Origin of the sequence: Gulosibacter sp. (assembly GCF_052090685.1) — a bacterium.
GTDB lineage: Bacteria > Actinomycetota > Actinomycetes > Actinomycetales > Microbacteriaceae > Gulosibacter.
On sequence record NZ_JBQDBE010000016.1, the window covers coordinates 1 to 26,532 of the forward strand.

At 59.5% G+C, this 26,532-nt stretch carries 27 protein-coding genes, 4 tRNA genes and 1 pseudogene; 21 read left to right on the forward strand and 11 right to left on the reverse strand.

Going from position 1 to position 26,532, the window contains the following annotated elements; genetic code table 11:
* Positions 1 to 28: 28 nt before the first annotated feature.
* The 4 genes from ACTHXA_RS10920 to ACTHXA_RS10935 form a co-directional block, all read right to left on the reverse strand.
* Positions 29 to 322, reverse strand: coding sequence for a hypothetical protein (locus ACTHXA_RS10920; RefSeq protein WP_441672265.1), 294 nt, complete (start codon positions 320 to 322; stop codon positions 29 to 31).
* A gap of 20 nt (positions 323 to 342) precedes the next feature.
* The gene (locus tag ACTHXA_RS10925) at positions 343 to 1,023 is read right to left on the reverse strand and encodes a hypothetical protein (protein ID WP_441672267.1); all 681 of its coding nucleotides are present in this window, start codon (positions 1,021 to 1,023) and stop codon (positions 343 to 345) included.
* 190 nt (positions 1,024 to 1,213) lie between these two features.
* Positions 1,214 to 1,765, reverse strand: coding sequence for a hypothetical protein (locus ACTHXA_RS10930; protein ID WP_441672269.1), 552 nt, complete (start codon positions 1,763 to 1,765; stop codon positions 1,214 to 1,216).
* Positions 1,766 to 2,214: 449 nt separating this feature from the next.
* Positions 2,215 to 2,805: a hypothetical protein gene (locus tag ACTHXA_RS10935; protein WP_441672271.1), complete on the reverse strand. Its 591-nt coding sequence runs from the start codon at positions 2,803 to 2,805 to the stop codon at positions 2,215 to 2,217.
* Between the two features lie 568 nt (positions 2,806 to 3,373).
* Between ACTHXA_RS10935 and ACTHXA_RS10940 the strand changes: the two genes are divergently transcribed.
* The 3 genes and pseudogenes from ACTHXA_RS10940 to ACTHXA_RS10950 all read left to right on the forward strand — a co-directional run.
* Positions 3,374 to 3,769 (forward strand): ATP-binding protein, encoded by a 396-nt coding sequence (locus tag ACTHXA_RS10940; protein WP_441672273.1) that lies wholly within the window; start codon positions 3,374 to 3,376, stop codon positions 3,767 to 3,769.
* A complete protein-coding gene (locus ACTHXA_RS10945) occupies positions 3,703 to 4,065 on the forward strand; it encodes an ATP-binding protein (protein ID WP_441672275.1) in 363 nt (120 codons plus the stop codon). Before ACTHXA_RS10940 ends, ACTHXA_RS10945 begins: the two co-directional genes overlap by 67 nt.
* Positions 4,066 to 4,247: 182 nt before the next feature.
* Positions 4,248 to 5,609, forward strand: a pseudogene (locus ACTHXA_RS10950) (integrase core domain-containing protein); the annotation flags it as partial.
* 96 nt (positions 5,610 to 5,705) lie between these two features.
* Here the strand turns inward: ACTHXA_RS10950 and ACTHXA_RS10955 are convergent.
* Positions 5,706 to 6,062: a type II toxin-antitoxin system RelE/ParE family toxin gene (locus tag ACTHXA_RS10955; protein WP_441672277.1), complete on the reverse strand. Its 357-nt coding sequence runs from the start codon at positions 6,060 to 6,062 to the stop codon at positions 5,706 to 5,708.
* Positions 6,059 to 6,328, reverse strand: coding sequence for a hypothetical protein (locus tag ACTHXA_RS10960; RefSeq protein ID WP_441672279.1), 270 nt, complete (start codon positions 6,326 to 6,328; stop codon positions 6,059 to 6,061). The genes ACTHXA_RS10955 and ACTHXA_RS10960 overlap by 4 nt, the downstream gene beginning before the upstream one ends.
* A gap of 309 nt (positions 6,329 to 6,637) precedes the next feature.
* Between ACTHXA_RS10960 and ACTHXA_RS10965 the strand changes: the two genes are divergently transcribed.
* Complete coding sequence (locus tag ACTHXA_RS10965) at positions 6,638 to 7,414, forward strand: hypothetical protein (protein ID WP_441672281.1); 777 nt, start codon at positions 6,638 to 6,640, stop codon at positions 7,412 to 7,414.
* Between the two features lie 60 nt (positions 7,415 to 7,474).
* On the opposite strand, the gene ACTHXA_RS10970 is transcribed toward ACTHXA_RS10965, so the two are convergent.
* A tRNA-Val gene (locus ACTHXA_RS10970) sits at positions 7,475 to 7,549 on the reverse strand.
* A gap of 256 nt (positions 7,550 to 7,805) precedes the next feature.
* Between ACTHXA_RS10970 and ACTHXA_RS10975 the strand changes: the two genes are divergently transcribed.
* From ACTHXA_RS10975 to ACTHXA_RS10985, 3 genes are all read left to right on the forward strand, one after another.
* Positions 7,806 to 7,878: transfer RNA gene (locus ACTHXA_RS10975), tRNA-Gly, on the forward strand.
* A gap of 50 nt (positions 7,879 to 7,928) precedes the next feature.
* Positions 7,929 to 7,999: transfer RNA gene (locus ACTHXA_RS10980), tRNA-Cys, on the forward strand.
* A 28-nt stretch (positions 8,000 to 8,027) separates the two neighbouring features.
* A tRNA-Val gene (locus ACTHXA_RS10985) sits at positions 8,028 to 8,099 on the forward strand.
* A 97-nt stretch (positions 8,100 to 8,196) separates the two neighbouring features.
* On the opposite strand, the gene ACTHXA_RS10990 is transcribed toward ACTHXA_RS10985, so the two are convergent.
* Both ACTHXA_RS10990 and ACTHXA_RS10995 read right to left on the reverse strand, forming a co-directional pair.
* Positions 8,197 to 8,421, reverse strand: a complete 225-nt coding sequence (locus ACTHXA_RS10990) for a response regulator transcription factor (protein WP_441672282.1) — start codon at positions 8,419 to 8,421, stop codon at positions 8,197 to 8,199.
* Positions 8,418 to 9,680 (reverse strand): sensor histidine kinase, encoded by a 1,263-nt coding sequence (locus ACTHXA_RS10995; protein WP_441672284.1) that lies wholly within the window; start codon positions 9,678 to 9,680, stop codon positions 8,418 to 8,420. The genes ACTHXA_RS10990 and ACTHXA_RS10995 overlap by 4 nt, the downstream gene beginning before the upstream one ends.
* A gap of 139 nt (positions 9,681 to 9,819) precedes the next feature.
* Here ACTHXA_RS10995 and ACTHXA_RS11000 point away from each other — a divergent pair, with 139 nt between their 5' ends.
* Positions 9,820 to 10,791, forward strand: coding sequence for a CPBP family intramembrane glutamic endopeptidase (locus tag ACTHXA_RS11000; RefSeq protein WP_441672286.1), 972 nt, complete (start codon positions 9,820 to 9,822; stop codon positions 10,789 to 10,791).
* Here ACTHXA_RS11000 and ACTHXA_RS11005 read toward each other — a convergent pair.
* Positions 10,788 to 12,827: a hypothetical protein gene (locus ACTHXA_RS11005; protein WP_441672288.1), complete on the reverse strand. Its 2,040-nt coding sequence runs from the start codon at positions 12,825 to 12,827 to the stop codon at positions 10,788 to 10,790. The two genes, ACTHXA_RS11000 and ACTHXA_RS11005, sit on opposite strands and share 4 nt — an antisense overlap.
* A 9-nt stretch (positions 12,828 to 12,836) precedes the next feature.
* Positions 12,837 to 14,225 carry an AAA family ATPase gene (locus ACTHXA_RS11010; RefSeq protein WP_441672290.1) on the reverse strand — a complete coding sequence of 463 codons (1,389 nt, stop codon included), beginning with the start codon at positions 14,223 to 14,225 and terminating at the stop codon, positions 12,837 to 12,839.
* A gap of 34 nt (positions 14,226 to 14,259) precedes the next feature.
* Here ACTHXA_RS11010 and ACTHXA_RS11015 point away from each other — a divergent pair, with 34 nt between their 5' ends.
* The 13 genes from ACTHXA_RS11015 (at position 14,260) to secF (ending at position 26,457) form a co-directional block, all read left to right on the forward strand.
* Positions 14,260 to 14,898, forward strand: a complete 639-nt coding sequence (locus tag ACTHXA_RS11015; RefSeq protein ID WP_441672292.1) for a histidine phosphatase family protein — start codon at positions 14,260 to 14,262, stop codon at positions 14,896 to 14,898.
* Complete coding sequence (locus ACTHXA_RS11020) at positions 14,895 to 15,590, forward strand: SCO1664 family protein (RefSeq protein ID WP_441672294.1); 696 nt, start codon at positions 14,895 to 14,897, stop codon at positions 15,588 to 15,590. Before ACTHXA_RS11015 ends, ACTHXA_RS11020 begins: the two co-directional genes overlap by 4 nt.
* Positions 15,591 to 15,666: 76 nt before the next feature.
* Entirely contained in the window at positions 15,667 to 16,074 is a 408-nt protein-coding gene (locus tag ACTHXA_RS11025) for a hypothetical protein (RefSeq protein WP_441672296.1), read from the forward strand.
* An 87-nt stretch (positions 16,075 to 16,161) separates the two neighbouring features.
* A complete protein-coding gene (gene thrS / locus ACTHXA_RS11030; RefSeq protein WP_441672397.1) occupies positions 16,162 to 18,213 on the forward strand; it encodes a threonine--tRNA ligase in 2,052 nt (683 codons plus the stop codon).
* A complete protein-coding gene (locus ACTHXA_RS11035; protein ID WP_441672298.1) occupies positions 18,213 to 18,809 on the forward strand; it encodes an HIT family protein in 597 nt (198 codons plus the stop codon). The genes thrS and ACTHXA_RS11035 overlap by 1 nt, the downstream gene beginning before the upstream one ends.
* 9 nt (positions 18,810 to 18,818) lie before the next feature.
* Positions 18,819 to 20,087 (forward strand): M18 family aminopeptidase, encoded by a 1,269-nt coding sequence (locus ACTHXA_RS11040; RefSeq protein ID WP_441672300.1) that lies wholly within the window; start codon positions 18,819 to 18,821, stop codon positions 20,085 to 20,087.
* Positions 20,088 to 20,148: 61 nt separating this feature from the next.
* Positions 20,149 to 20,910 (forward strand): YebC/PmpR family DNA-binding transcriptional regulator, encoded by a 762-nt coding sequence (locus ACTHXA_RS11045; protein ID WP_441672302.1) that lies wholly within the window; start codon positions 20,149 to 20,151, stop codon positions 20,908 to 20,910.
* Between the two features lie 27 nt (positions 20,911 to 20,937).
* The gene (gene ruvC / locus ACTHXA_RS11050) at positions 20,938 to 21,552 is read left to right on the forward strand and encodes a crossover junction endodeoxyribonuclease RuvC (RefSeq protein WP_441672304.1); all 615 of its coding nucleotides are present in this window, start codon (positions 20,938 to 20,940) and stop codon (positions 21,550 to 21,552) included.
* A 4-nt stretch (positions 21,553 to 21,556) separates the two neighbouring features.
* The gene (ruvA, locus tag ACTHXA_RS11055; RefSeq protein ID WP_441672306.1) at positions 21,557 to 22,180 is read left to right on the forward strand and encodes a Holliday junction branch migration protein RuvA; all 624 of its coding nucleotides are present in this window, start codon (positions 21,557 to 21,559) and stop codon (positions 22,178 to 22,180) included.
* Positions 22,177 to 23,181, forward strand: a complete 1,005-nt coding sequence (gene ruvB, locus ACTHXA_RS11060) for a Holliday junction branch migration DNA helicase RuvB (protein ID WP_441672308.1) — start codon at positions 22,177 to 22,179, stop codon at positions 23,179 to 23,181. The genes ruvA and ruvB overlap by 4 nt, the downstream gene beginning before the upstream one ends.
* 53 nt (positions 23,182 to 23,234) lie before the next feature.
* Positions 23,235 to 23,666 (forward strand): preprotein translocase subunit YajC, encoded by a 432-nt coding sequence (gene yajC / locus ACTHXA_RS11065; protein WP_441672310.1) that lies wholly within the window; start codon positions 23,235 to 23,237, stop codon positions 23,664 to 23,666.
* Between the two features lie 35 nt (positions 23,667 to 23,701).
* A complete protein-coding gene (gene secD, locus ACTHXA_RS11070) occupies positions 23,702 to 25,447 on the forward strand; it encodes a protein translocase subunit SecD (protein ID WP_441672312.1) in 1,746 nt (581 codons plus the stop codon).
* Entirely contained in the window at positions 25,441 to 26,457 is a 1,017-nt protein-coding gene (gene secF, locus ACTHXA_RS11075) for a protein translocase subunit SecF (RefSeq protein WP_441672399.1), read from the forward strand. Before secD ends, secF begins: the two co-directional genes overlap by 7 nt.
* Positions 26,458 to 26,532 lie beyond the last annotated feature (75 nt).

Below are 26,532 nucleotides of genomic sequence, written 5' to 3' on the forward strand. Positions count from 1 at the left end.
AGCCTTAATGGGCAGCACCGAACAAGTGCTATTCATTCCAATCCAGCGGGTAAATAATCCAGTCTGTCGGGAGCTCATCGCGCAATGAATTCAGCAGCTCCTTCCCTCTACTGACATACCAAGACTCGTTTTCTAAGGAATCCCAGCCATCAATTTTACGATGCTCGACCCAAAAATCCGACCATATTCTGAGTTCGCTAATTAACTCAGTTGAGATGTTTAACTTCTCGTATGCAATCGGTCCTTCGCCGATCTCCCAAAGTGCCGATTCTGCACAGAAATCATTAAAGAACTTCAGTCTGAATTTATTTCGCTCGTTCAATACCCCGCCCGACCATTTCGCTAGCACACGCTATTAAGAGAAACCGGGTATGCAGTAATGACGCGATCGCCGTCCTGTGAGAACGCGACTTTAACGCCCATCCACTGAATCAGCCCCTGACCTTCCATCTTGAACCCCATCTCACCAATTGCACAAAAAGTATCGTTGTTGTTACGGGGCTTGACGTCAGTCGGCGCACCAGTAGCCACGGAAATTCCTGCGGCCATTACGTCATCCCATGACTTATCTGGCGTCGTACCAGGCGGGGTTATCTGATTAAGTTTGGCTTGCCAGTCATCTTCGTGCTTGTAAGTGATGTGCTGATACCCCCATCCAACATGGGGCCTATCAGGGTCCCCGGTGCCACATCGCAAGTGCACGTAAATAAGCTGACCGTTAAACGGAAAAGGAAATTTCTCGAACGTGTCTCTCTCAAAATTAAGGATGAAACATCTTGACCATTGAGTGATATCAATCAGATAGGGCTGTGGTTCGTCAGATTCTTCAGGTTCTGACATTTCGGGCATTTCCGGCCACTCAATTTCGACGGTCTCGCCTGCCTCATTTTTCATGAACAGCTGCAGTTCGCTGACCTCGGGCTCGACGTTAACTTCACTTGCAGTGGCCGAGGCCGCGGTGGCGAAAGTTGCCACTGTCATTGTGAAAGCGACGAGGGCACGAATTAGTTTCTTCTTAATCACGAAGCTCCTTTTTGTCTTCTTTGACTTTAATGCTCGCTGTCACAATAGATCTTCTAATAACAATTAAGATGCCAGCGAAGAATAGTGACACAATAGCACCGATTTTTTTCGGAATGCACTTATTTCTTTCCTTCCCTGTATGACGCTGGCACGGATAGACAATCAGTGTAAGGATAACGACTCAGAGCCGCTACGAGTACGATGCTCCTGATGAGGCAGCCTTGGCATCGCTTTTCGACAAACTCTGTTCTCCGGGAGCGGACTTGTCATCCTTTGTTTTGGGTGGATGGGGATAGTGGTAAGCCCATATTGACCCAATTGCAAAGACGAGGACTGTGTGTACAGCTGGGTTCACAGCGCCCAGCTCTAGCCAGCCATTCGCTCCAGTCGGAATCCCCAGCGGCAGATCTGGGTCAATTCCGCGAGCAGCCGAGAGGGATACGCCAACAATCACAAGGGCTGTGACTGTCAAGCAGAATGTCGCGGTCATGACTACCCTCGAGGACTTTAGACGGTTGCGCATCATCACCGTGAGCAGATACATGACGAGGCCGCTCAACGCCGCCAGTCCCAGTAACGGCATCACCGGCTCAGTTGGCCCCACGATTAAGACCATTTCGTTATTGAGATTGAATATTGCGCCCGCCTTCAGGCCGATCGTCTGGACGCTCAAAACACCGACTAGCGCGACAAAAAGAATGCCTACGAAAAGACCATTGATTGCCCAAATTGTTGCCTTCATAACTGTCCAATTCTCCACTTCGGTCGGCCGAGGGTGGGAGGGTGATTTGCATTACACGGTGGCGGTACACGTTAGCGTGGTGGAACCGCCCACCCCAGCCCAATACCAGTAGCACTTACTCTTAACGCTTGAAGTCCCTGTGTGTCTAAGCCGCGAAACGTGTGGGTTGTTGCCAGTGGCGTGACCGATCTCTGAGTAACCGGGATAGTCCTTGTAAGTAATGATTGTTGAGGTGCCGCCGCCCAAGCCGGTCTTCGACGTTCCTCCAGCAATACTTGCCAACATGCCAGAATACTTGACCTGGTTCGCCGACGCCGATCCGTTCCAATACGTCAAGGTGGCAGCGTGAGCCATTGGAACAGTTAGCGCTAATACCAATACGCTAAGTGCCAGAACAAGTGCGCCTCTGACCGCAACAAGATGCTTTTTCGAAGCGTTCATTTCAGTAATCACTCCTCGTCCAAGCGAATCGGATCGAAATGAAACTCGGCACCGCCGTTAGCGCGCTCAACATCCACGCTAAACAGACCGTTCGCCTGGTAGGGCACCGTGACAAGATTCACGCCTTCGACGCCTCGGTCTCGGGACAGTGAAGTAGAAGCACCTACTTCACTAGAATCAATGTCAAATGGCAGCAAGTACGCTTCTGCGCTGCTACTGGGGTCGTCTCGGCTTTCTCCCGCGACGAGGCCCAGGCCGGAACTATAAAAATCAGTAGCCAGACCGCAGGTTGACGCTGATATGCCGCTGGTCGGGATGTGCATGATTAGGCAAACTTCCGACGCTTCGGTAAGCCCGATCCAGTACTGGGCTAGTGCGTCTTCACCGGCGAGTCTCACTGACGCACTTGAGATGTTTCCCAGTGCCTCGAGATCAACGGACTCCGGAACCGTATCAATTTTAGTCTGGGGTTGAGTGAGTAAAGGAATCATGTCCTCTATTGTGACAGCGGACTCCGCCGTGGACACAACAGGAAACGATAATGAGAAAACAATACCTGTACAGAGCGCGCCAACTATACTGATGGATTTCTTGTCCATGATAATTCTCCTATCTTCAACATTAATAAGTCACTGAGCAAGTAAGTTTCAAACTTCCCGGAAGGTCGCCCCACCCATATGTCCAATAGCACTTTTGGCGGACGGAGGTCGCTCGAGCGTGAGTCAACGTGACGCTTCCTCCTGACGATGCGAAAGCAATTGTCTGATAGCCGGGATTTGCCCTGTAAGTCTCAACATAAACAGTTGCCGCGCCGCCGTCGCCATCGAAAATTTCCGTGCGTCCTTTCCCACCGATAGCTGAAGCGCGCAAACCGGAATCCCGAACTACCAGCTTGCCTGTGGCTATGTTGTTCGCGTAAGTGTAGGAAGCTGCCTCAGCAATGGGTGCAAATGTGAGAGTCATTGCCAAAGCCAGAATAAGAGCTAGACTAACCTTATTGAGCGTTATCCCTGTTAACGCCGAATTCAGGTACCGAGGCGACGGATGCGAGTGGTTCAATCGTGCCATTTTCATATCCCCTTTGATAATCAATTCTGGCACTTCCGATCTTAACCCGACAAAGCGGCAAAAATGGAACGGGTTGCACAAACGTTATCGTTAGTCCTCATGGAAGACGAAACCAACGACACCCTCACCCCGGAACAACTCTTCCTGACCGCGGTCGATGACGCGCTCGAAGAACGCCGCGCCGCGCGGATCGACAAACTCTTCCGCAGCGCCTGCTTCCCACTACCCACCGCGACGATCGCGGAACTCGACTACCGGGAAGGACGCGGCATCACCCGCAACCGGATCACTCGCTACGCCAGCCAAAACTGGCGCGCCGAACCCATGAACCTAGTGATCGTCTCCCCAACCGGGGCGGGAATACGTATCTCGCCTGCGCCCTCGGGATTGCGGCCTGCCAGAACGAGTTCACCGTACGGTACTGACGCATGGACATCCTCGCGCGCCGACTCGTGCTCGCGCGCGGCAACGGCATCGCGCACCAGAAACTGCTGAACGACATCAGCGATGTAGACGTGCTCATCTTTGACGAGTTCCTCACCGTGGGCATCGATTCCGACGCCGCCTCGGACTTGTTCACCGTGCTCGCGAACCGTGAACACCACACGCCCACGGTCATCGCCTCGCAAACCTCGCCCGCGTACTGGCTCGAGGTACTGCCTGACCGGGTCGCGGCGGACTCAATCGTGAACCGGATCGCGAACAACGCCAAACGCATCGATCTCGGCACCGTGGACATGCGCCGCCAACGTACCAACGAGAAAAAGGCCACCACCGGCTACTGGGAATAGCCCACCGGGGCATCACCAGGCGGTTCGTGACAGCAAGCACACGACTGTCACGAACCGCTACCAACTTGCTAGAAAGTCCTGTCTCATCGCTTCGTGGACACACGATGTCATGACATCGTGGACAGTATGTCTCAACGCATCGAGGACACGAGCGGCATGAGTTTTGGGTCAGTGTTGAGCGCATGTCAAACGCGCTTACACCCCGAACAAGGGCACTGATCATCAACTACGACCCCACGCAGCCCGACGCGTTAACGGTGGTCGAGTTCTGCCGGGCGCAGAAGATCTCACGCAGCGTGTTCTACAAAATCCGTGACCAAGCGGCCCGCACCTCAACCGCGGCCCTGCACCCGCAGTCACGGGCCCCGAAACAACCAACACGGAAGTACGGCCCGGAGGTGGTCAACGCGCTCGTGAAAATCCGTAAACGACTCAAAGCCGACGGCTGGGACTACGGGCCCGAAACAGTTCGCCACGAAGCCTGTTTACAGACCGATTTCCCTGGCGGAGTCGTGCCTTCAGTCGCGACGATCGCCCGGCTACTCGCCAAGGTTGGGCATGTTGAGGTGACGCCACGAAAACGACCGAAATCGTCGTACGTGCCGCTCGTGCGGGCCACCGCGATGGCGTTATGGCAGCTGGACGCATTCGAGTATCGACTCACCACAGGGCAGAAAGTGACGGTGTATCAGTTGCTGGATGATGCGACCCGGTTCGATACCGGCAGCTGGGCCCATCACCGTCACGAGAACAGTGCCGACGCCAAATCGGTCCTCGAAACCGCGATCAACCGGTACGGGGCCCCGCAAGAACTGTTATCGGACAACTCCTACGCCTTCCACCAGTTACGACGTGGCGGGATCGGGGCGGTCGAAATCTATCTCGACTCGAAAGGCACGATGCCGATCAGCGGCCGACCAGGTCCGCCGACGACGCAGGGGAAGAACGAACGGTCACACCAAACATTGCAGCGGTTCCTGGACGCGAACCGGCCAGGGTCACTTGACGAGGTTCGGACGTTAATCACGCGATATCGCGAACACTACAACCTCCGTCGACCGCATCAAGCATTGGGGCAGTCCACGCCCGCGCAAGCGTGGGCGTTGCTCGAGCACACGCCAGCCAGCGAACCCATCGCGGTTGAAGTGCTGGAGGCAAGAGAGTCGCAGTATCGTCAACAACGCCACGTTGACGAGACCGATCTGCGGCATGCGACGGTCACGGTGTCGAAGAGTGGGCGGCCGCTGCCTGACCATACGGAGCGAGAGACGGCCCAAGCTGCGAATCAATCGATCGTGGAGGTCACCGTCAACAATCGACAGGTGTACTACCTGGGCTATCACGTGTCGTTGCCCGCGCCGTTTACCGGCCGCGAGTGGTATCGCACGATCACGGATGATGAGTTCTTGTTGTCGGATATCGACACGGGCGAGGTGGTGTTCTCGTTTCCGTTGCCGATGGTCGCGCTTCGAGTACGAGGTCGTTACGTGTTGTCGTATTCGATTCAGGGCGTGCAGATGACGATTCCGTCGAAGGCGTGGGCTGCGTACGACGAGCTACGTCATCCGATTAGGTCTGCAGGTGTCGCTGAGCCCCTAAATCCGTTGTCGGGGCGATTTCGGAGTGACTATTCCCTGTACTCAATCGGCGAAGTCGATCGCCGACGCATCCATCGATTCATGGAGCAGGCGAACCACCTGGACGACCTCTCCGCGCTCGCGGTAGACCACGAGATGGCGGGGGCTCGCGATCCGCCGAACAGCAGGGTTGACCACTTTCCGGCACGCACGGAGATGGATCGTGCGCAGGCCATCCGCGAGGTCGACACGTTCGTGCGATCCAATCACCGCTGGGTCGTCACGGATCAGGCCGAGAGCGGCAATGATTAGAGCTTCGTAACCTTCGCGTACCTTCACACCGAAGTTCTGCGTCGACCAATCGAGTGTTTCGATGATGTCGGCACGAGCCGCTGGGGCAAGATCAAGCCGATAGGTCACGCCGAGCGCCGTGCTGCTCGTTCCGTCGCGATCTGGCCGAGACTGTGAATGTAATCGGCGAGAGAGTCTGCAGGAATCTCGATGCCTTCCCCGCTGTCGAGCTGTTCCAAGCCGACGTTCACCGCTGCCTTGAGTTCGGCGTAGCGACCTTCATCAGTCTCGTTCGTTGTCTCAAGCGTCGTGATGAGTACGTGGGCGACTTCGGCACGCTCGGAGCGCGAAAGCGCGCGAGCGGCGTCAAGCACTTCGGCGAGGGTCCAGTTCATGACGCCAGTCTACGTCGAGCACGGGATCGTGGTTGAGAAAACTGGGCTGTATTCGCTGTTCATTCTGTTCACGATCTGCGTCACGAAAGGGCGCTGGAACACGCTCATCTCGGAGCTGCATGGATTTAAGCGCACGTATGACCGAAATGACCGCGTGCGCGATGTGATGCCTGAACTCGCGGAGGAGTACCCAGGCCGAATTACGGCGGTGCTAAGGAGAGTCGCACTCACGTCTGCGTTAATTTGCGTTGCTAGTGTGCCGTCGGCTGCTCCACAACAGCAGCACACATCGTCGAATCAGGAGCGTGTATGCGCGCATACAATCTACATTTTCAGACCTCTGATGCCGGGGCTGGGCAGCCCGAGGACGCGGTGGAAATCGGTTGGCTCGGTACGGACGGTCCGGCTATTCCGACGGAGCAGTGGCCGCGCGGAACACTCACCGGATTGCCGATGATGCATGGATTCACTATCCGCTTGCCGGAGGAATACCTGCGAAAAGGCGCCGAGTATCCGGGTATTGCCTTCTTCCAAGGTGAGGGGGAGTTTGCCGAAGAATTTGAACGTGAAGCTGAAGATCCATTTGTTCAACAGCTTGCTGGAGCGCAGGATCACCCCATGCTGCAACGTCGTGAAGACATTATCGGCGGCGAGTTCGCGTTTATTTGGCTGACTGAGGCGGAACTCAGCGGCGGACCAACACCCCCGCCTGAAGATGTCCGCCGCGACGGTGAACACAACGATGATGAGGGACCGAACGCCTGGGACAGTGAGGTTGCGCACGGTCTGGTCTATCAGTCAGATCGCGACGACCTCAACGCAGGTAAGGCGCCGAGCGAGCCCGCGGTGAATGGTTACCAGGACCCCTATGATTTTGAAGGGCCAACCCAACCTTTCAAGCCCTGGGCCGACCCACTTCACGAGTTTGACGGGCACCTCGGTGGTACTTCATTCCCGTACCAGGCATTGCCTGAAGACCTGACTCCCTACTACCTGGAGTTCTGGGAGTTCGGGATGTTGAACTTCGGCGGCGGTGTGTGCCAGCTCGATCTTGAGTCCGAAACATTCGACTGGGCCTGCGGCTAAGAGGATTGGATTACCAAAGAGACTGTGGTCGGCTCCCGCCGTGTGACCAGCTGTTTTCTGTGGTGGGCAATACTGGGATCGAACCAGTGACCTCTTCCGTGTGAAGGAAGCGCGCTACCACTACGCTAATTGCCCGCTCGTGAGAAGCTATCTTGTCACAGCTAGGGGCGAGGTTGGTAATCGTGGACGGTGTGGAAACCTTTCGCGAAAAGTCGGTGTCGTCCAGGTAACGGGAAAACGACGCGCCGTGTGTTACGTCTCAGATCGGCGCGAACAAGCCGATCTGCGAGAGTGTGGAAGAAAAGTTGGCAGCCAATTTGGCATTCCGCGGCGACGTGCACTAATGTAATTCAAGTGCTGAGGCGCCCTCCGGGGAAATCGCAACAGCCACGCGGATGTAGCGCAGTTGGTAGCGCATAACCTTGCCAAGGTTAGGGTCGCGAGTTCGAGTCTCGTCATCCGCTCGAGTGTGACCAAGGCCTGCCTTGTTACACGGGAAGTAGATCCCACACACGGTGACGTGGCCGAGAGGCGAGGCAGCGGCCTGCAAAGCCGTTTACACGGGTTCGAATCCCGTCGTCACCTCAAAAATAGCTAATCTCGTGAGAGATCAGCGCGATTGGCGCAGCGGTAGCGCGCTTCCCTGACACGGAAGAGGTCACTGGTTCGATCCCAGTATCGCGCACTGAACAAAATTCCGAACCGGCCCCGTTTTCGCGGGGTCTTTTGCGTTTCCCCTGTGACCCCGGATCCCCGGATCCCGCTAGCGATGCAGTTTCCCGCTAGCGCCCCAGCGCTTTCGCAAGGTGCAACGCGAGCGAGGTGCGATCGCGCGCATCCGAAACCACCACATCGGGTTTCGTATCAGGGATGCGTGCGAGGGCTTCGTTGCCATCGCTCGCTTCGCCGACGACCTCGATGCCTGTCATCGTTTCAAAGACGAGCTGCAGGCCACGACGGAGCAATTCGTGATCGTCGACAAACATCACTCGGATGGTCTCAGTCATGCTGCCTCGGCTTTCTCTGAGTGATCAGGATGAACGTATCCGGTCTTCTGCGCCGGGGTGGTTGGCAAGGTGATTGATAGCGCGAAGCCGCCATCCAGACCTTGCCCCGGCTGCGCATCCACCATTCCACCGGTGGCCTGCGCGCGTTCTTGCAGGGAACGAATTCCAAACCCTGCCGCGAATGGCTCAGCACTCTCGCCATCGTCACGCACGGCGAGTTCAACCTCAGCGGCACTTTGGGCCAACGCGAGCTCCACCTGGCTCGCACCCGAGTGACGCACGACATTGGTGAGCGCTTCTTGAGCAAAGCGCAACAAAATAAGCCCCGTTTCCGGACTGATCTCACCGTCGCCAGTTCGCGAAAATCGCACAGTCAACCCGGTGGAACCAAAGGACTTGGCGACGGATTCGAGCGAGCCCGCAATATTGTCAGCATCGGTGTTTACCGGATGCATTGCTCGCACCACCCGACGCATCTCATCGAGCGCTTCGGCGGATGTCGCGCGCGCAGCACGCACTTCGGCCGCCGCACGTTCGGGGTCTCGATCGCGCATCCGGTCACTGAAATCCAGGCTCATCCCGATTGCGGTGAGTCGATGGCCCAGGCCGTCGTGAAGCCCAGTTGCTACGCGGGCCCGCTCTTCAGCAATGACAAGATCTTGATCGCGGCCATGCTGGAGTCGCTGCTCCTCAAATGCCCGAGCGAGCTCCGTGTTGGCGTGCTCGAGCTCCTGCAAGGCCGCCAGTCGTTCCGCATCCACGCGTTCTGCATGCCTGATGAGTAGCGCGAATTGCACACCGACGCCGAGCAACACTGCGGAAGCCAAGCCTTCGAACAGGCCGGCGAAAAGACCGGAACCGAAGAAAACATGCACCCCAAGGGTGAGCACCACAATCACCCCGGCATAGGCGACGCTCGCAATGACACCGAGTTCGAGCGCTAGCACGAGGACGGCAATCCACTGCAATCCGAGGCTCGAGACGTTATTCGCGACAAGATAGAACGAAATTGCGAGGACGGCAAAGACAATCGCGAGGATGCTCGAGCGCTGTCCCTTTGCGCGGCGGATACGCCACCAGATCCACATGCCGATAACGAGGACAACACCAATAAGCGTTACCTCAAAAGCGAACGGCAGTAGCCCCGCCGTGCCCCCGGGAAAACGACTCGTGAGCAGAATCATCGCGAGGATGAACAGGGTGTCGAGGAGCTTCAGGTCAAAGACGCGTTTGCGCTCGGGCGTCGAGGAACTTGGCATGCAGCAACACTAACTGTGGGCAGGAACCAAAACGCATGACCGTGGTCATGACTTTTCAAGACGAGACCATGACTTATTGCAGATTTGTCGTGACCGCAGTTGCTGTCACGGCATCCTGCACCCTCATAGCGTTTTGGACATGAACACGACGAATACATCCAACACCCAGGACCCAGCTGACACCGCGAAAACAACGACCTCGCTTGGCGCCGCAAAGATCACTGAATCGACACCGCGAGTGGCGACCGCATCCTCGGCACCGAAGTCCCCGCGCCTGTCCACAAAATGGTGGGGCCTGCTCATCCGTGCCGTGGCTGCCTTTGGCATGTTGATGCTTGCCACCACCGCGGTCGGTGTGATTGTGCAGCCGCTCGCGATGCAACTCGAAACAAACAGCGTGCCCCAGGGGCTCATCGTGCTCGCTGGCCACATCGTGGTGTTCGCAGCCATCGTCTTCATGGTGTGGGGATGGATGCGCCTAGTGGAACGCAAGCCACTCAGCGCTGCCGGCTGGCGCGGGGGATGGTCCTCGATTGGCTGGTTGGGCGCCGGCACACTCGCCAGCATTGTGGTGATGGCTGTGGCCACGCTCGTGGTGACATTGGTGCTGCCCACACCCGCGGTTGAGGCGCTGCCCGAAGCGAATGCCGGGGTTGCGCCGACGCCGATATGGCTGCTTATCGCGATCGTGATCACGAAGTCATACCTGCTGCAGGGCATTCCCGAAGAGCTGCTCTATCGCGGTTGGTTGTTTTCGGTGACGCGCGACCGTCCCTGGCTCACCATGGTGTGGACTTCGCTCGCCTTCACCGTGATTCACCTCATCTCGAGCGGCGGCCAAGAAACCGTACTCGACCACATCCTCTACCTCGCCGTACCCCTTGGATTCGGTGCGTTTGCGGGTGCGCTCGTGCTGCTCACCGGATCGATGTGGGTCGCTGCTGGCGTACACGGCGGCTTACATATTGCGAGTGCCATCATCATGGTCCTCTTCCCGGTACCGGTTCAGTCAGGTGAACTCGTGATTGTCGGTGCGGTGTACCTCGTGTTCACCGCAATTGTGCTCATGATTTGGCAGCAGCGAAGCCACAAGCAGTCAGTACGTGGCTAACTCCAGCCCTCGTCAAAGGGTGAGGCGCGGCGGGCGCGGAGGAATTCTCCGACGACCGCCGCGCCGAGGTCTGAGGGGTCCGGTGCGACGACGGTGCCACGCACGCGGCGGGCAACGGCGTCAATGAACTGCGCCAGCGCTGGATCATCGCCGAGTCGGAAGAACGTCGAGTCCGCACCGAGCCGACTCATCCGGTCCAGCTCGGTGATGGTCGCCGCGAGCGTTTCTGGCGCCGGTGGCCACGAGAACCACGCCTCACCACCGGGCATCAGGTGTGCGGTCGGCTCACCGTCGGTGACCACCAGCAATACCGGCTGCATCCCAGGATGGGCGCGGAAGAACCTTGACGCGAGCGCCAGTGCGTGGTGCAGATTCGTGCCTTGCTCGTGTACCGGCGCCATCGCCGTGAGCTCCTCCACGGGAAGCTGTCGCGCAAGTCTGCCGAAAGAAATCAGTTGCAGATCATCCCCGCGAAACCGCGTCTCGACTAATTGGTGCAGCGCCAGCGCGGTGCGCTTCATGGGTAGCCAGCGGCCCTCTGCCGTCATGGAGTAGGACGTGTCGACCAGCAGCGCTACCGCGGCACGCGAGCGCGCCTCAGTTTCGCGGATCTCCACGTCGTCGACGCGGATGCGCACGCCGCGACCTGAGTTGTCGCCGGGGGCCGCATCCGGCGGCTGCTCCGAAGCCCGCCGCGAGCCTTCCCCGGCATCCCGGAGAATCGCATTGGTGATCGTTCGGCCCACATCCCACGGTTCCGCGTCGCCAAATTGCCACGGGCGGCTTGCGCCTGTTTGCTCACCTGCGGCGCCCGCGAGCCGGGAATCGTGCTGGCCGGTTCTTGTCGAAAGTCGGTTGGTTGCATCCCGCAAGAGCGACCGACCCAGCCTCCGGATGCCGGCGGGTGAAAGCCGCAGATCACCGTCCGTGCCGCGACGCAAGTAGCTGGACTTTCGCATGGCGCGTTCAATTTCGGCGAGATCGCGTGCGCTGATCGCCGCATCCTGACCCAATTGGCGCGCGAGCGCCTCCAAATCGATCGTCGACAGTGGAGCGCGTTCGCTCGCTTCGGAAAGCTGCTCCGAAAGTCGGTCAAGCTCGGCGAGATCCTGCAGCACACCGGTGCCATCACCGAGACCGAGCCCCTGGCCACCTTCGAATTGCTCTGAGCCCGACCAGTCCTCACCGGGCCGAAGCGACTGCAGACCGGCGTCCAGCCGAGACAATTCCGCCATCAGCTCGGGAGAGCCGAAGGCCTGCGCTGACAACGCCATGAGTTCTTCGCGCTGCTCCGGGGTCATCGAATTGAGCATCCGCTGGGCCGCGGCGGAGCGTTTGGCGAGGGTGTCGATGAGCTCGTCAATGTCGCGCGGCTGTTCGGGGAAGGCATCCCCATGTTTTGCCATGAACTCGTCAAAGTTGGCTTGCGAATCCTCACCGCGGGCGTGTTTCTCCAGCAACACATTGAGGTCGCGCAGCATCTCGGTAACGGCGGCGCGATCCTCGTCGGTGGCGTTCTCGAGCGCCTGTTTCATACCCGCGAATCGAGCCTCGAGTTGCTCGCGGCCCAGCAGATCGCGGATGCGCTCGAAGGTGCGACGCGCATCCTGAGACTGCCAGTCGTACTGCGCGAGTTCCGATACTGCCGCGGCGGTCGAAGCGGGCAACTCTTGCAGTTGCATTTCCCGGAACGCGCGATCGGTATCGTCCATTTCGATGTCGCGGGCGAGCTGCCCACGTTCCTGCAACACCGCCTCATCGAGCAGCTGCTTCGCTTCTTCGAGTGTGTGGCCGAGGCTGTGCCGCGAGAGCAAATCACGGCGGCGCTGCTGGATGAGTCCGCTCAGTTCGTCGAGTCCGGTGCGGCTGCTGCCACCATTGCGCAGATATTCGCGCAGCGCCTGTTCGGGGGAGTATCCGGACATGACGTCATCCGCGACGGCATCGAGCGCCTCACTCAGGTCGAATGGCGGCGAAAGGGGGTCCGGCCCGTCTTCGTATCGGCCGTAGCGGTAGTCGCGATTGCTGGTAGCCACAATTTTGTCCTAGCCGTACACGGTTTCGCCCGCGTCGCGATCTTTCGAGAGCCGACGAGAGAGATACAGACCCTCGAGGGCGAGTTCAATCGCGAGGGCACGTTCACCGTCGGATTCCGCACCGAGTCGCTCCGCGAGTTCCTCGTACAGATTCGACTCTGCCAACTCCGGCAGATTGGCGAGAAAATCGGCTGCGGTGATGCGCTCACCGGTGGATACGGTGCGCTCACCGTCAAAGGCGTCCACGAGTGGCCCAAAGTCAAGGCCGCGGAAGTGGGCGCGTACCGTTTCTACGGTGGCAATACGCAGGAGGTGTTCGAGGATTTCATTCTCACGACCCTCTTCGCCAGCTTCGAACTCGATCTTGCCGCGGAGCACCTCCACAGCAGCGTGCAGATCACCAAAGCGGGCCACTGCGTCCTCACCCTCGTGGATGGTTGCGCGGCGGCGGGCCGCAGCGGCCACCGTTTCCGCACCGGCAATCGTGAATCGCGCCGAAACTCCCGAAGCCTGATTGACCGCGGTGGAGTCCCGCAACTCGCGGGTGAAGCGGGCCAGAATCTCGAGCACGGTCTCGGGAACCTCCGCGGTGAGGTTCGCTTCCTGGCGCACAACCGCGATCTCCTCGTCCACCGATTGCGGGTAGTGAGTGCGAATCTCGGCACCGAAGCGGTCCTTGAGCGGGGTGATGATGCGGCCGCGGTTCGTATAGTCTTCGGGGTTTGCCGACGCCACCACGAGCACGTCGAGCGGCAGCCGCAACACATACCCGCGGATCTGGATATCGCGTTCTTCCATCACATTGAGCAGCGCCACTTGGATCCGCTCGGGAAGGTCCGGAAGCTCGTTCAGTGCAACGATGCCTCGGTTGGCACGCGGCACGAGGCCGTAGTGGATGGTTTCGGAGTCGCTGAGCCTCCGACCTTCCGCCACCCGCATGGGATCAACGTCGCCAATGATGTCGGCCACCGAGGTGTCCGGTGTGGAGAGCTTCTCAACGTAGCGTTCCGAGCGGTGCAGCCAGACGATGGGGAGGTCGTCGCCTGCCTCGGCGATGCGTTCGCGCGTCGCGTCGGTGACGGGGGTAAACGGATGCTCATTCAGCTCGGAGCCCGCGACCGCGGGTGCCCACTCGTCGAGAAGATTCGGCAGGGTGCGCAGCAGGCGGGACTTTCCCTGGCCACGCTCACCGAGGAGGACGACATCGTGTCCGGCAATGAGGACGCGCTCGAATTGCGGAATCACCGTGTCTTCGAAGCCGTGTACCCCGGCCCACGGTGACTCACCACCTCCGAGGATGCGCAGGAGATTGTCGCGGAGTTCTTCCCGAAGCGATCGATAGACGTGGCCGCTTGCTCGAAGTTCGCCGATGGTCCGAATTGTAGGCTGCTCACTCACAATCTCCACGGTATGCCTCCTACCCTGAGAAGCGATGACTTCCGAACCCCGCCCCACCCGTATCCTGCTCGTTCGCCACGGCGCCACACCGACCACCGGTCAGGAGCTACCGGGCCGCGCGCCTGGCCTGCAGCTGTCAGATCACGGTCGAGCGCAGGCCGCGCGCGTTGCCGAGCGCCTCGCCGAGCTGCGCGTCGATGCCCTGTACTCCTCACCGCTGGAACGAACTCTTGAAACGGCGGCACCCACCGCGACCGCCCTGAACCTGCCCATCGTGCAAGAACCCGGGCTCATTGAAACGGATGTGGGCCAGTGGACTGGCCGATCACTCAGCGAACTCGCGAAGCTCCCCGAATGGCAGACGGTCCAACGCGAACCTTCCGTGTTTCGTTTCCCAGGCGGTGAGAGTTTCGTGGAACAGCGGGACCGGATGCGTGACACGATCGCTCGGCTCCGGGCCAATCATCCTGGGGGCACGGTGGTGTGTTTTTCGCACGCCGACCCGATCCGAGTTTTCCTGTCCGACGCGTTGGGCTCGCCACTGGATGCCTTGCAGCGGGTCAGCGTGAGCCCCTGCTCGGTATCGGCAGTTGCCTATCCCGAGACTGGTGAGGGCATCGTGCTCACGGTGAATTCCACTGACGCATCCCTCACGCAACTTTTGCCGCAGTGAACGTGACCCAAGTGCTCGAATGCGGCGAGATTGCGCTCATTGGGCAACTCGTTGACAGCAGCAATGAGACCTTTCTCGTCGAACTGACGCAGGGCAACGAACGAATCCACGCGATTTACAAACCCGAGTTGGGTGAGGCACCACTGCGGGATTTTCCTCCGGGACTATATCGGCGAGAGCGTGCCGCATACCTCCTGAGTGAGGCACTGGGGTGGGGGATCGTGCCGCTGACGATCATTCGGGAGGATGCGCCATTCGGGATCGGTTCGCTGCAGCTCTTTGTCGACGCGAACCCTGAGGAACACTATTTCACGCTCTATACGGATGCGCCGGAGCTGCATGACGAGTTTCGTCGACTCGCCGTATATGACTTCCTCACTAACAACACCGATCGTAAGTCTGGACACGTTTTGCGCGATACCAATGGGCGCATCTGGGGTATCGATCACGGGCTGTGTTTTTCGGCGGCATTCAAACTGCGCACCGTGATCTGGGAGTTCGCGGGGGAGCCGATTGACCCGGAACTCTTGGAACAAGCGGGCAAGCTTATCGACACCGTGCCGAGCGAAGTCGCGGAACTGCTCGACCCGAAAGAGGTTCGAGCGCTGCAGGCTCGCGCACGTTATCTCTTTGCCTCGCGCGAATTGCCGACCGACGAAAGCGGCTGGCGTTATCCGTGGCCGCTGGTGTAACCCACGCGTGTGCTCACCGTGGCATCGACTCGTTACGGTCTCTTCCCCCGCGCGATAGGGTCAAGGCGTGAAAATTATGCAGTCTCGTAGAATCCTCACCACCGTGGCAACTCTGAGCGTGGGGGGACTCGCCCTTACCGGTTGCGCTGGAGGTGGCGATGGTGATCCCGCCCCCTCGATCACCGGCGAAGCTACGAGCTACGATTCGCTTGAAGGGCTGCGTGATCTCTATGTTGAAGCCGGTGGCGACTGCCCAGAATGGGAAGAAATCGATCCAGGTGAGTACGACGCCCAGGCCGGACGCTGCAGCGACCAGGTCGTGATTGCGATCTACAACGACACCACGCAAATCGACGAAGTCGTTGATCGCGCACTCGACCTCATGATGCCGACACACATGATTGTCGGCGAAAACTGGATCATTAATACGCCCGACCCAGATCAGTACGTGGCTGCCTTGGGCGGCATGGTCGTCAGCGGCTAGCACCCGAGCACGCGCATCCACCCAACGCGCCTAGACTGAGACTCTGTCTGTGTGACAAAAACAGTCGCACCACCCACTACCACCTCGATGTACCAAGGAGCCGACGTGAGCCAAATCGACGTCAAGCAAGTAGCCGCACCGCTGCGAGTGGAAGCAACGACGACGACCGACGGTTTCACCCTCTTCGCCGAGGCGCCGAAAAACCCCGCCGTGGTGGCGATGCGCGTGGACGGTGAACTTCTCGACCTCTTCCGCGAGGTCGAGGCCGGGCAGACCGCCGAAGCGGTGACTATCGACAGCGAGGATGGCATGAACATCCTGCGCCACTCGGCCGCTCACGTCACGGCCCAGGCGGTCCAGAAGCTTTTCCCCGGTTCAAAACTCGGCATCGGTCCCTTTATAAAGGACGGCTTCTACTACGACTTTGATGTCGAGAACCCCTTCACGCCTGAGGACATCAAGGCGATCGAGAAGGAAATGAAGAACATCGTCAAGCAGGGCCAGCGCTTCGCGCGTCGGTCGGTGAGCGACGAAGCGGCGCGTGAAGAACTCGCAGCCGAGCCGTACAAGCTTGAACTTGTCTCCCTCAAGGGCGGTGCTGGATCCGCCGACAACGAGAATGTCGAAGTCGGCGAGGGCGAGCTCACGATCTACGACAATGTGGATGCGAAATCGGGCGAAACCTGCTGGTCCGACCTCTGCCGTGGACCGCACCTGCCATCCACTCGCTTGCTCGCGAACGGCTGGTCGCTGCTCCGCAGCTCAGGCGCCTACTGGCGCGGCAGCGAAAAGAACCCGATGCTGCAGCGCATTTACGGCACGGCGTGGCCGACCAAGGACGAACTCGTCGCCTACAAAACGCGACTCGAGGAAGCGGCAAAGCGCGATCACCGCAAGCTCGGGGTAGAACTCGATCTGTTCTCTTTCCCGGATGAGATTGGCTCGGGCCTCGCCGTATTCCACCCCAAGGGCGGCATCATCCGCCACGAGATCGAGACGTATTTGCGCGAACAATTGCTCGCGCACGACTACGAGCTGGTCAATTCCCCACACATCACCAAGGGCACGCTGTTCGAGACCAGCCAGCACCTCAACTGGTACAAGGACGGGATGTTCCCGGCAATGCACCTCGATGAGGTCACCGACGACGCGGGCAAGGTCACCAGGCCGGGCCAGGACTACTACCTGAAGCCCATGAACTGCCCGTTCCACAACCTCATTTTCCGCGGGCGGGCACGGAGCTACCGCGAACTACCGCTGCGGCTCGCAGAGTTCGGTACGGTTTACCGCTACGAAAAGAGCGGCACGCTCTCGGGACTCACTCGCGTGCGCGGGCTCACCCAGGACGATGCGCATATCTACGTCACCGAAGACCAGGTGAAGGCAGAGATCAAGCGACAGCTGGAGTTTGTCTTCGATACGCTGCGTGCGTTCGGCCTCAACGACTTCTACCTCGAGCTGTCCACCCAGGACCCGGAAAAGTCGGTGGGTACGGATGAGCAGTGGCGCGTCGCGGAGGAGACCCTCCGCGAGGTGGGTGAAGAGTCGGGTCTTGAACTCGTTGACGACCCGGCTGGGGCTGCCTTCTATGGACCGAAGATTTCGGTGCAGGCACGTGACGCGATCGGCCGCACCTGGCAGTTGTCGACCGTGCAGCTTGACTTTAACCAGCCGGAGCTCTTCGAACTCGAATATGCGGCGGCTGACGGAACCCGCAAGCAACCAATCATGATTCACCGTGCGCTGCTTGGCTCGATTGAGCGATTCTTTGCCATTCTGCTCGAGCACTACGCGGGAGCGTTCCCCGTCTGGCTCTCGCCTGAGCAGGTTGTTGGTATCCCCGTGGCCGAGGAGTACGAGGAGTACTTGGGTGGTGTGATCGCACAGCTCAAGACGAAGGGCGTGCGCGCCAAGCTCGATGATTCTGATGACCGGATGCCGAAGAAGATTCGCACGCATACCAAGGCAAAGACCCCGTTCCAGCTCATCGCGGGTGAGGATGACCGCTCGCATAACGCCGTGTCTTTCCGCTTCCGCGATGGTTCGCAGCGCAATGGCGTTCCGGTTGCGGAAGCGATCGAGCTCATTCAGCGAGCGATTGCCGAACACAAGGTCGTCAACACTGACGAGGATCTGTAATGGCGGGTTTCCTCGGTTTCCCCGCTGGTGAATTTGATGCGGGCAGCGTGACTCCCGCCGAGGAATTTGCTGGAGTTCCGGACGAACTGCAGCGCACCTGGGTCCCGCACCGAATGACCTATATCAATGACGGTGGTGAACGGGACAAGGCTGATGCCGCGTGCGCATTCTGTGAAGTACCGAAAAAGTCCGATGAGGATGGGCTCGTTGTGTTTCGGGGGGAGCTGGCCTATGTGGTGATGAACCTCTATCCGTACAACTCCGGACACCTGCTGGTATGTCCGTATCGCCACGTCCCAATGTATGACGGTCTCAATGACGGTGAGCTCTTTGAGATCGGCAAACTTACGCAGCACGCCATGGGAGTGCTGCGCCGATCCACCAATGCGGCCGGGTTCAATATCGGAATGAATCAGGGATCGGTGGCTGGCGCCGGAATCGCGGGGCACTTCCATCAGCACATTGTGCCCCGCTGGTTCGGTGACTCAAACTTCATGCCGATCATTGGCAAAACCAAGCCGATACCGCAGCTGCTCGGAGATCTCCGAGTACTCCTCGCCAAGAACTGGGAATCAGGTACCGACACACAGGAGTAGGACCCCAATATGAGCACGCTCGAGACGACCTTCGAACAGCTAGCCGCGCTGGTTTCGGCATCGCCGACCTCCTATCACGCGGCGCGTGAAGTCGCGTATCAGCTGACGGAGGCGGGGTTCACCGAGCTTGACGAAGCCGTGGCGTGGCCGCAGGGTCCCGGTTCCTATGTTGTGGTCCGTGATGGTGCCGTCATCGCGTGGCGTATTCCGGCGCAGGTGGATGCGCTCACCCCGGTTGGCGTGGTCGCTGGGCACACCGATTCGCCCGGATTCCGGCTCAAGCCGGTGCCCGCCACGAGCCGGTCGGGGTGGCAGAGCCTCAACGCGGAAGTCTATGGCGGACCGCTACTCAACTCGTGGCTGGATCGCGATCTACGAATCGGTGCCCGACTCATCCTGAACGATGGCACCGAGGCACTCGCCGTGACCGGTGGCGTAGCTCGCATCCCGCAACTTGCGGTGCACCTCGACCGCAAGGTGAACGCGGAGGGACTCAAGCTTGACGCCCAGCAGCACACACATCCGGTGATTGGGCTCGCGGACGGGCCGGGAATCGTGGAGCTTTTGGCACTCGATGCCGGGGTGGATACGCAGGACGTCCGCGCCTTCGACGCCTTCTTCACCGACTCGCAAGCACCCTCGAAACTCGGCACAAATGGCGAGCTCATTGCCTCCGGCCGACTCGACAACCTCGTGAGCATCCACGCGGGGCTGCGCGCGCTGATCGCATCCGAGCCCGTGGGAGTCATCCCCGTGCTTGCCGGGTTCGACCACGAAGAAGTTGGCTCGAACACCAGGACCGGTGCGGGTGGACCCTTCCTCGAAGACGTGCTGGCACGCATCCGAGAATCATTGGGTGCCACCGCGAGTGAGGCGAGGCGAGCGGCGAGCCAAAGTTGGGTGATCTCGAGCGATGTCGGCCACGCGGTGCATCCGAACTACCCCGAGCGGCACGACGATGATGTGCGGCCGATCGCAGGCCTGGGGCCGATCATCAAGATCAATGCCGATCAGCGTTACGTGACCGATGGTGCCGGTGAAGCACTGTGGCGACAGCTTTCCGAAGACGCCAATGTGCCGGCCCAGGCCTTCGTATCGAAAAACACGATGCCCTGTGGTTCGACGGTGGGGCCGATCATGGCGACACGGCTCGGCATGCGGACAGTCGATGTAGGCATCCCGATCCTGTCAATGCACTCGGCTCGCGAGCTTGCGGTGCTGCAAGACATCTCCGGCCTGCAGCACGTCCTCACGCAGTTCTACAGCCACGCGCACTAGGATGGAACGCCGCGGTACCTTCGCGAAGCAATAGTTCGACACGAAAGGGTGCAGGGAACTAATGGCCGGACACTCCAAATGGGCGACTACCAAGCACAAGAAGGCAGTCATCGACGCCAAGCGTGCAAAGTCGTTCGCCAAGCTCATCAAGGTCATCGAGGTGGCAGCTCGCGCTGGCGGTGCTGACGTCGAAGGCAATCCGGCACTCGCGGACGCGATTCAGAAGGCAAAGAAGACCTCCGTACCGAACGACAATATCGACCGTGCCGTCAAGCGCGGCGCTGGAATTGGCGGCGAAGCGGTCAGCTACGACCAGATCATGTACGAGGCCTACGCCCCGGGTGGCGTTGCAATGCTTATCGAATGCCTCACTGACAATAAGAACCGTGCTGCTGCAGAGACCCGTCTTGCGGTGAACCGCGCTGGTGGCAACATGGCCGACCCGGGTTCGGTGTCCTTCAACTTCGAGCGCAAGGGCGTCATCGCCGTGCCCAAGAAGGACACGACCGAGGATGACATCCTGCTCGCGGGTTTGGATGCCGGCCTGGAAGAGGTCCTCGAACATGAGGAAGTATTTGAACTCCGAACCGAAGCCAGCGACATGGTCGCCGTGCGTGGAGCGCTCCAGGATGCTGAGATCGATTACGACTCAGCCGAGGCAGAGTTCGTTGCGAACGTACTCGTGCCCGTGGATTTCGAGACCGCGAAGAAGGTGCTCGCCATGATCGACGGACTTGAAGACCTCGACGATGTGCAGGACATCTACACGAACATGGAGATCCCGGCCGAGGTGCAGTCGAAGCTCGACGAGTCAGACGACTAGCGGCTCGACAGAAACGACCGAAGCGCTGTGGCACGCCGCATCATCGGCATCGATCCCGGCCTCACACGATGTGGGGTCGGGATCATTGACGTTGCAGCGGGACGGAAGCTGCGGTTTGTGCACGTTTCCGTGATTCAAACCCATGCTGATCAGGAACTCAGCGAGCGCTTGCGCATCATTGGGGATGGCCTCGAAGCGGTACTGGACGAGTTCGCGCCCGGAGCGATGGCCCTCGAACGGGTCTTCGCCGAGCAACGAAATCTCAATACCGTGATGGGCGTCGCCCAGATCTCTGGTATCGCCCTGCGCGAAGCAGCGCTTCGCGACATTTCCACGCAGCTGCACACTCCTTCCGAAGTGAAAGCAGCCGTTACCGGCTACGGGCGAGCCGAGAAAGCTCAGGTTGGCGAGATGGTGCGACGCCTCTTGGGGCTCAAAGAGGCGCCGAAGCCAGCGGATGCCGCCGACGCACTCGCGCTGGCAATTTGCGCGGCATGGCAGACTCCGGTCTCGAGCGCCCGATCGGCATCACGACTGCACGGCTCTGCTGCGGCCGAACGAGTGGCTGCGCCAACCAAAGCACAGGAAGCGTGGCTCGCCGCGGAGCGTGCGGCAAAGTCGCGGGGCCGCCGCCTAGGGTAGACGAGTGATTGCCTCGCTTACCGGAACCTTGACGCACCTCAGTGCACAATTTGCGGTCATCGATGTCGGGGGCGTCGGCTACGAGGTGCAGCTGACGCCCACCCACCTGCTTGAGTTGCGACACGGCAGCGAAGTTACGCTGGTCACCGTGATGATCGTCCGTGAGGATGCGCAGATTCTCTTCGGCTTCAGGTCATTTGATGAGCGGACTATTTTTGAGCAGCTCACGACGGTGAGCGGTGTCGGTCCAAAATCCGCCCTGAATGTGTTGTCGCACCTCTCACCTGCCGAATTGGCGCACGCGGTAGAGAGTGAAAATCTCAACGCCTTCAAACCGGTTCCCGGTGTCGGTCCGAAAACGGCGAAACTCATCATAGTGCAGCTCAAGGGCAAGCTTCTCGCGGCTGTCACCCCAACTCCTGGTTCCTCGACCGCGGCGGCTGTTCCAGCCGCCATGGTCAGCACTGTGGATCAGGTTGTAGAGGCGCTTGTGGAACTCGGTACCCAACAAAAGACCGCACAACAGGCAGTTGAAGCTGCGGCGGAGGAACTTGGTGAGGATGCAGACGTACCCGCATTGCTCCGCGCCTCCCTGCGTGAGCTCGGACGTGGCGGGGTACGTCGATGAGCGATGAGTGGCGGCTGCCGGAGATGGTGGAAAACGAAACCGAACTCGAATTTGAATCGACGCTTCGTCCGAGCACCCTGAACGATTTTATTGGTCAAGAGAAGGTGCGAAATCAACTTGACCTGCTGCTGCGTGCCGCGGAAATGCAGCACCGCACACCCGACCATATTCTCTTGGCAGGCCCTCCCGGACTCGGTAAGACCACGCTCGCGATGATCGTGGCGGAGGAAACCGGCCAAGCGCTTCGACTCACCTCCGGCCCTGCGCTGCAGAACGCGGCAGATCTTGCCTCCGTGTTGTCGAGCATGGTTCCGGGCGAGGTGCTGTTCATTGACGAGATCCACCGGATGGCTCGCACCGCCGAAGAGATGCTCTACCTCGCGATGGAGGATTTCCGGATTGACATCATGGTGGGCAAGGGCGCAGGCGCGCAGTCAGTGCCGCTCGAACTCTCACCGTTTACCGTAGTGGGGGCGACCACGCGATCCGGGTTGCTCCCCGCACCACTGCGTGACCGATTTGGGTTCACGGCGCACCTTGAGTTCTACCAGGATGCGGAACTCGAGCGGGTGCTGAACCGTACCGCTGCGCTGCTCGAGCTTGACACAGTTCCCGGCTCACTGGCAGAAATCGCTGGGCGTTCGCGAGGCACGCCGCGAATTGCGAACCGATTGCTCCGACGCGTGCGCGACTACGCACTCGTCCACGGCACCACGGTGTCCCATGAGGCAGTCGCCGCGGCGCTCGAACTGTACGACGTCGATGAGCGCGGGCTAGACCGGCTGGATCGAGCCGTGCTCGACACGCTGATCCGCCGGTTTCGAGGTGGCCCGGTCGGGGTACGAACTTTGGCAGTGACGGTGGGCGAGGAACCCGATACCGTAGAGGCCGTGGTGGAACCTTTCCTCGTGCGAATCGGCATGATGGCTCGAACGCAACAGGGCCGTATCGCAACCCCCGAAGCCTATGAACATATGGGCGTTCCGCTTCCTGATCTATAATCGTGATTTTGTTGCCACTTCGGTGACCTGTAACCAATTTTTTGGAGCCACTCTTGGAACTCTCTCTCCTTCTTCCCCTCGGCCTGCTCGTGCTCATGATGGTGTTCATGTGGCGCAGCAATAAAAAGCGCACCGCTCAGCAGCAGGAACTGCGCTCCAAGATCCAACCGGGCGCGGAAGTCATGACCCAGGCTGGAATCTACGGAACCCTGGTTTCTGTGGACGAAGCCGCCAACGTCGCCACGCTGGAGACCTCGCCGGGAACTGTTCTGCGCGTACACAGCGCGACCATCGCCCACGTGGTCGAACCCACTGTCGACGTTCCCGATGACGCATCCGCACTGACTGGCGACACCGTCGATGAGGACGACCGCGTAACCAGTGCCGATGACGCAGTGGTAGAAGACGCGAGCGCAAATGACCCTGCCGACACAGAACTCAACGACGAGGGCGACAACTCGAACGACGACCGCCCCAAGGCCTAGTTCTTCAGCCCCGCGGGGCGAAAGGCAGTATTAGTTTGGCGAAATCATCTCGCGTTTCCGCGGCCGTGAAATCGGGTCGCAACATACTTATTTGGCTTCTCGTCGTGATTGTCGCGCTCCTGGGCCTGAACTGGGCAGCGGTGGCCTTCCAAGGTGGTGAATGGACACCAAAGCTTGCGCTCGACCTCGAGGGTGGAACGCAGGTGGTCCTCGAAGCACAGCTGCCAGAAGGCGCGTCGCCCAGTGGCGAACAAATGAACCAGGCTGTGTCGATTATTCGACAGCGAGTGGATGCATCCGGAGTTTCGGAAGCAGAGATCACCACCCAGGGTGGTCAGAACGTGGTCGTATCTGTCCCCGGCGAGATGGATGCTGAGACGCAGGCGCGGATCGAGTCAAGTGCAATGCTTGAATTCCGTCCGGTGCTGTTCTCAGAAACGTCTGACGTGATCCAGGAAGTCACTCCCGAGATGATGGGCCTGGAGCCCGGCTCAACATTTAGTCCGGACCCAGCGGGGGAGCCCGCCGACCCCTCCGACCCGATTCAGGTGTCTGAGCAGACGATGGCTGATTTCTACGCATTCAACTGCGCAGACATGGGCAATCGAACAGAACCAGCCCCTTCGGATCAACCGCTGATTACCTGTGATGAAGCGGGCATGGAGAAGTTCATTCTCGGTCCGGTAGAGATCACCGGCGCCCACATTCAGGATGCTTCCAACGGTGTCGTCACCACGCAGCAGGGTGCGGCTACCGGTCAGTGGGCTGTGAACCTCGAGTTTGATGCCACCGGAACCGAGCAGTTCCGTGCGGTCACCGAACGCCTTTACGGGATCGGAAGCACTCCGGATCCCACCACGGGCATGCCAGATCAGAACCGCTCACGATTTGCGGTGACGATGGATGACGCTGTGATCGTCGCCCCAACGGCAAACGCCGTGATTACCGACGGTAAGGCACAGATCACGAACTCCTCCGGTGCCTTTACTGAAGAATCCACGCAGGCACTCGCCGACCAGCTCAAGTTTGGTGCGTTGCCGTTTAGCTTTGAGACGCAATCCACACAGACTATTTCTGCCACCCTCGGTACCTGGCAGCTGCAAGCGGGTCTGATTGCCGGCGCGATCGGTATGGCGCTGGTGTTTATCTACTCGCTATTCCAATACCGCACGCTCGGCTTGGTCACCGTGGCATCCCTCGGAATCCTCGGTGTCGTTGCCTACTTGGTGGTGACGTTCCTGTCCAACCAAGAGGGATACCGACTCTCCTTGGCCGGTGTGGCAGGCCTCATCGTGGCGATCGGTATTACGGCCGACTCCTTCATCGTGTACTTCGAGCGCATCAAGGATGAGCTTCGAGAAGGCAAGACGCTTGCCACGGCGGTGGAGCACGGTTGGTCCCGTGCGATCCGCACCATCCTCGCCTCAGATGCGGTCCAGCTCCTCGTCGCGATCGTCCTCGCAATGGTGGCGGTCGGTAACGTCCGTGGTTTCGCGATCACTCTTGGAATCACCACCCTCATTGACCTCTTCGTCGTGACAATGTTCACGCATCCACTCATGCGCCTGCTCGCAACCACGAAATTCTTCGCTGGCGGCCACCCCTGGTCGGGGCTGGACCCGAAGGCGCTCGGTGCGGTGTATCGCGGACGCGGTGAGTTTAAGACCACGGCGACGACCGCGAAGAAGAAGGGTGCCACACACGAGGCGCAGCGGCGACAATCTATTGCCGAGCGTAAAGCGGCCGAACTATCGGCCGCGGGAAAGAGTGACGAATCGTGAAGAACTTCCAACAGCTCGGAAACGACCTCTACACCGGTGAGCGCTCATTCGGATTCGTAGCCCGCCGAAAGGTGTGGTTCGGTATCGCGATTGTCTTGATCCTCGCATCGATCCTGGTCCCGATCATTCGCGGTGGCTTCAATCTCGGCATTGAGTTCACCGGCGGTTCCGAATTCCAGGTCGCAAACCCCGCGACCACCGAACAGCCGCTCGCATCCGATGCTGCGGCCGCTTATTCGGAAAGCGCAAGCCGCGTCCAGGTCCTCGGTGACGGATCAATCCGCGTCCAGACCGACCCGCTTACGACAGAACAAAATAACCAGCTGCGTGCAGACCTTGCCGAAGCCTACGGTGTGACGGTCGAAGACGTCACCGTCTCCACGATTGGTCCATCCTGGGGTGCCGATATTACGCGGCAAATGCTGATCGGTCTGGGTATCTTCCTCGTCCTCGCCTCGGGATTCATGGCGATCTATTTCCGCACCTGGAAGATGGCCCTGGCCGCGATCACGACGCTTTTCCATGACCTGATTGTCACAGCGGGTATTTACGCCCTTACCGGAGTCGAAGTGACACCGGCCGCGGTGATCGGGTTTCTGACCATCCTCGGCTATTCCCTCTACGACACGGTCGTGGTATTCGACAAGATCCGTGAAAACACTGCGGATTACTCGCCGAAATCAACTCGTACTTTCGGTGAACTCGTCAATCTCGCGATCAATCAGACGCTGGTCCGCTCGATTAACACCTCGGTGGTGGCACTGCTCCCGGTGGCCGCAATTTTGTTCATCGGTGCGTTCATTATGGGTGCGGGTACGCTGCGCGATATTTCGCTGGCATTGTTCATCGGTATCTTCGTCGGTGCGCTTTCGACCGTGTTTCTTGCGGGACCGCTCTACGCGCAATTCCGCGTGAATGAACTCGGCATTCAGGACATTGATGCGGAGATTCGTGAAGCCCGCGAATCCGCTCGAGAGCGCGATTCCGAAACTGAGCCTGCGGAGGTATAGACTCCTACTTCTAAGCTGCTATCGGCGGCTGCCATTGGCTTCTTCGCGGCAGGGGGTGATGCAAGGTGAGCGATC

Coding starts and splice junctions, on each gene's coding strand:
- ACTHXA_RS10930 (WP_441672269.1), bottom strand. CDS start 1,765: ATGAAGGCAACAATTTGGGCAATCAATGGTCTTTTCGTAGGCATTCTT.
- ACTHXA_RS10935 (WP_441672271.1), bottom strand. CDS start 2,805: ATGGACAAGAAATCCATCAGTATAGTTGGCGCGCTCTGTACAGGTATT.
- ACTHXA_RS10940 (WP_441672273.1), top strand. CDS start 3,374: ATGGAAGACGAAACCAACGACACCCTCACCCCGGAACAACTCTTCCTG.
- ACTHXA_RS10945 (WP_441672275.1), top strand. CDS start 3,703: ATGGACATCCTCGCGCGCCGACTCGTGCTCGCGCGCGGCAACGGCATC.
- ACTHXA_RS10960 (WP_441672279.1), bottom strand. CDS start 6,328: ATGAACTGGACCCTCGCCGAAGTGCTTGACGCCGCTCGCGCGCTTTCG.
- ACTHXA_RS10965 (WP_441672281.1), top strand. CDS start 6,638: ATGCGCGCATACAATCTACATTTTCAGACCTCTGATGCCGGGGCTGGG.
- ACTHXA_RS10990 (WP_441672282.1), bottom strand. CDS start 8,421: ATGACTGAGACCATCCGAGTGATGTTTGTCGACGATCACGAATTGCTC.
- ACTHXA_RS10995 (WP_441672284.1), bottom strand. CDS start 9,680: ATGCCAAGTTCCTCGACGCCCGAGCGCAAACGCGTCTTTGACCTGAAG.
- ACTHXA_RS11000 (WP_441672286.1), top strand. CDS start 9,820: ATGAACACGACGAATACATCCAACACCCAGGACCCAGCTGACACCGCG.
- ACTHXA_RS11015 (WP_441672292.1), top strand. CDS start 14,260: ATGACTTCCGAACCCCGCCCCACCCGTATCCTGCTCGTTCGCCACGGC.
- ACTHXA_RS11025 (WP_441672296.1), top strand. CDS start 15,667: ATGCAGTCTCGTAGAATCCTCACCACCGTGGCAACTCTGAGCGTGGGG.
- thrS (WP_441672397.1), top strand. CDS start 16,162: ATGTACCAAGGAGCCGACGTGAGCCAAATCGACGTCAAGCAAGTAGCC.
- ACTHXA_RS11035 (WP_441672298.1), top strand. CDS start 18,213: ATGGCGGGTTTCCTCGGTTTCCCCGCTGGTGAATTTGATGCGGGCAGC.
- ACTHXA_RS11040 (WP_441672300.1), top strand. CDS start 18,819: ATGAGCACGCTCGAGACGACCTTCGAACAGCTAGCCGCGCTGGTTTCG.
- ACTHXA_RS11045 (WP_441672302.1), top strand. CDS start 20,149: ATGGCCGGACACTCCAAATGGGCGACTACCAAGCACAAGAAGGCAGTC.
- ruvB (WP_441672308.1), top strand. CDS start 22,177: ATGAGCGATGAGTGGCGGCTGCCGGAGATGGTGGAAAACGAAACCGAA.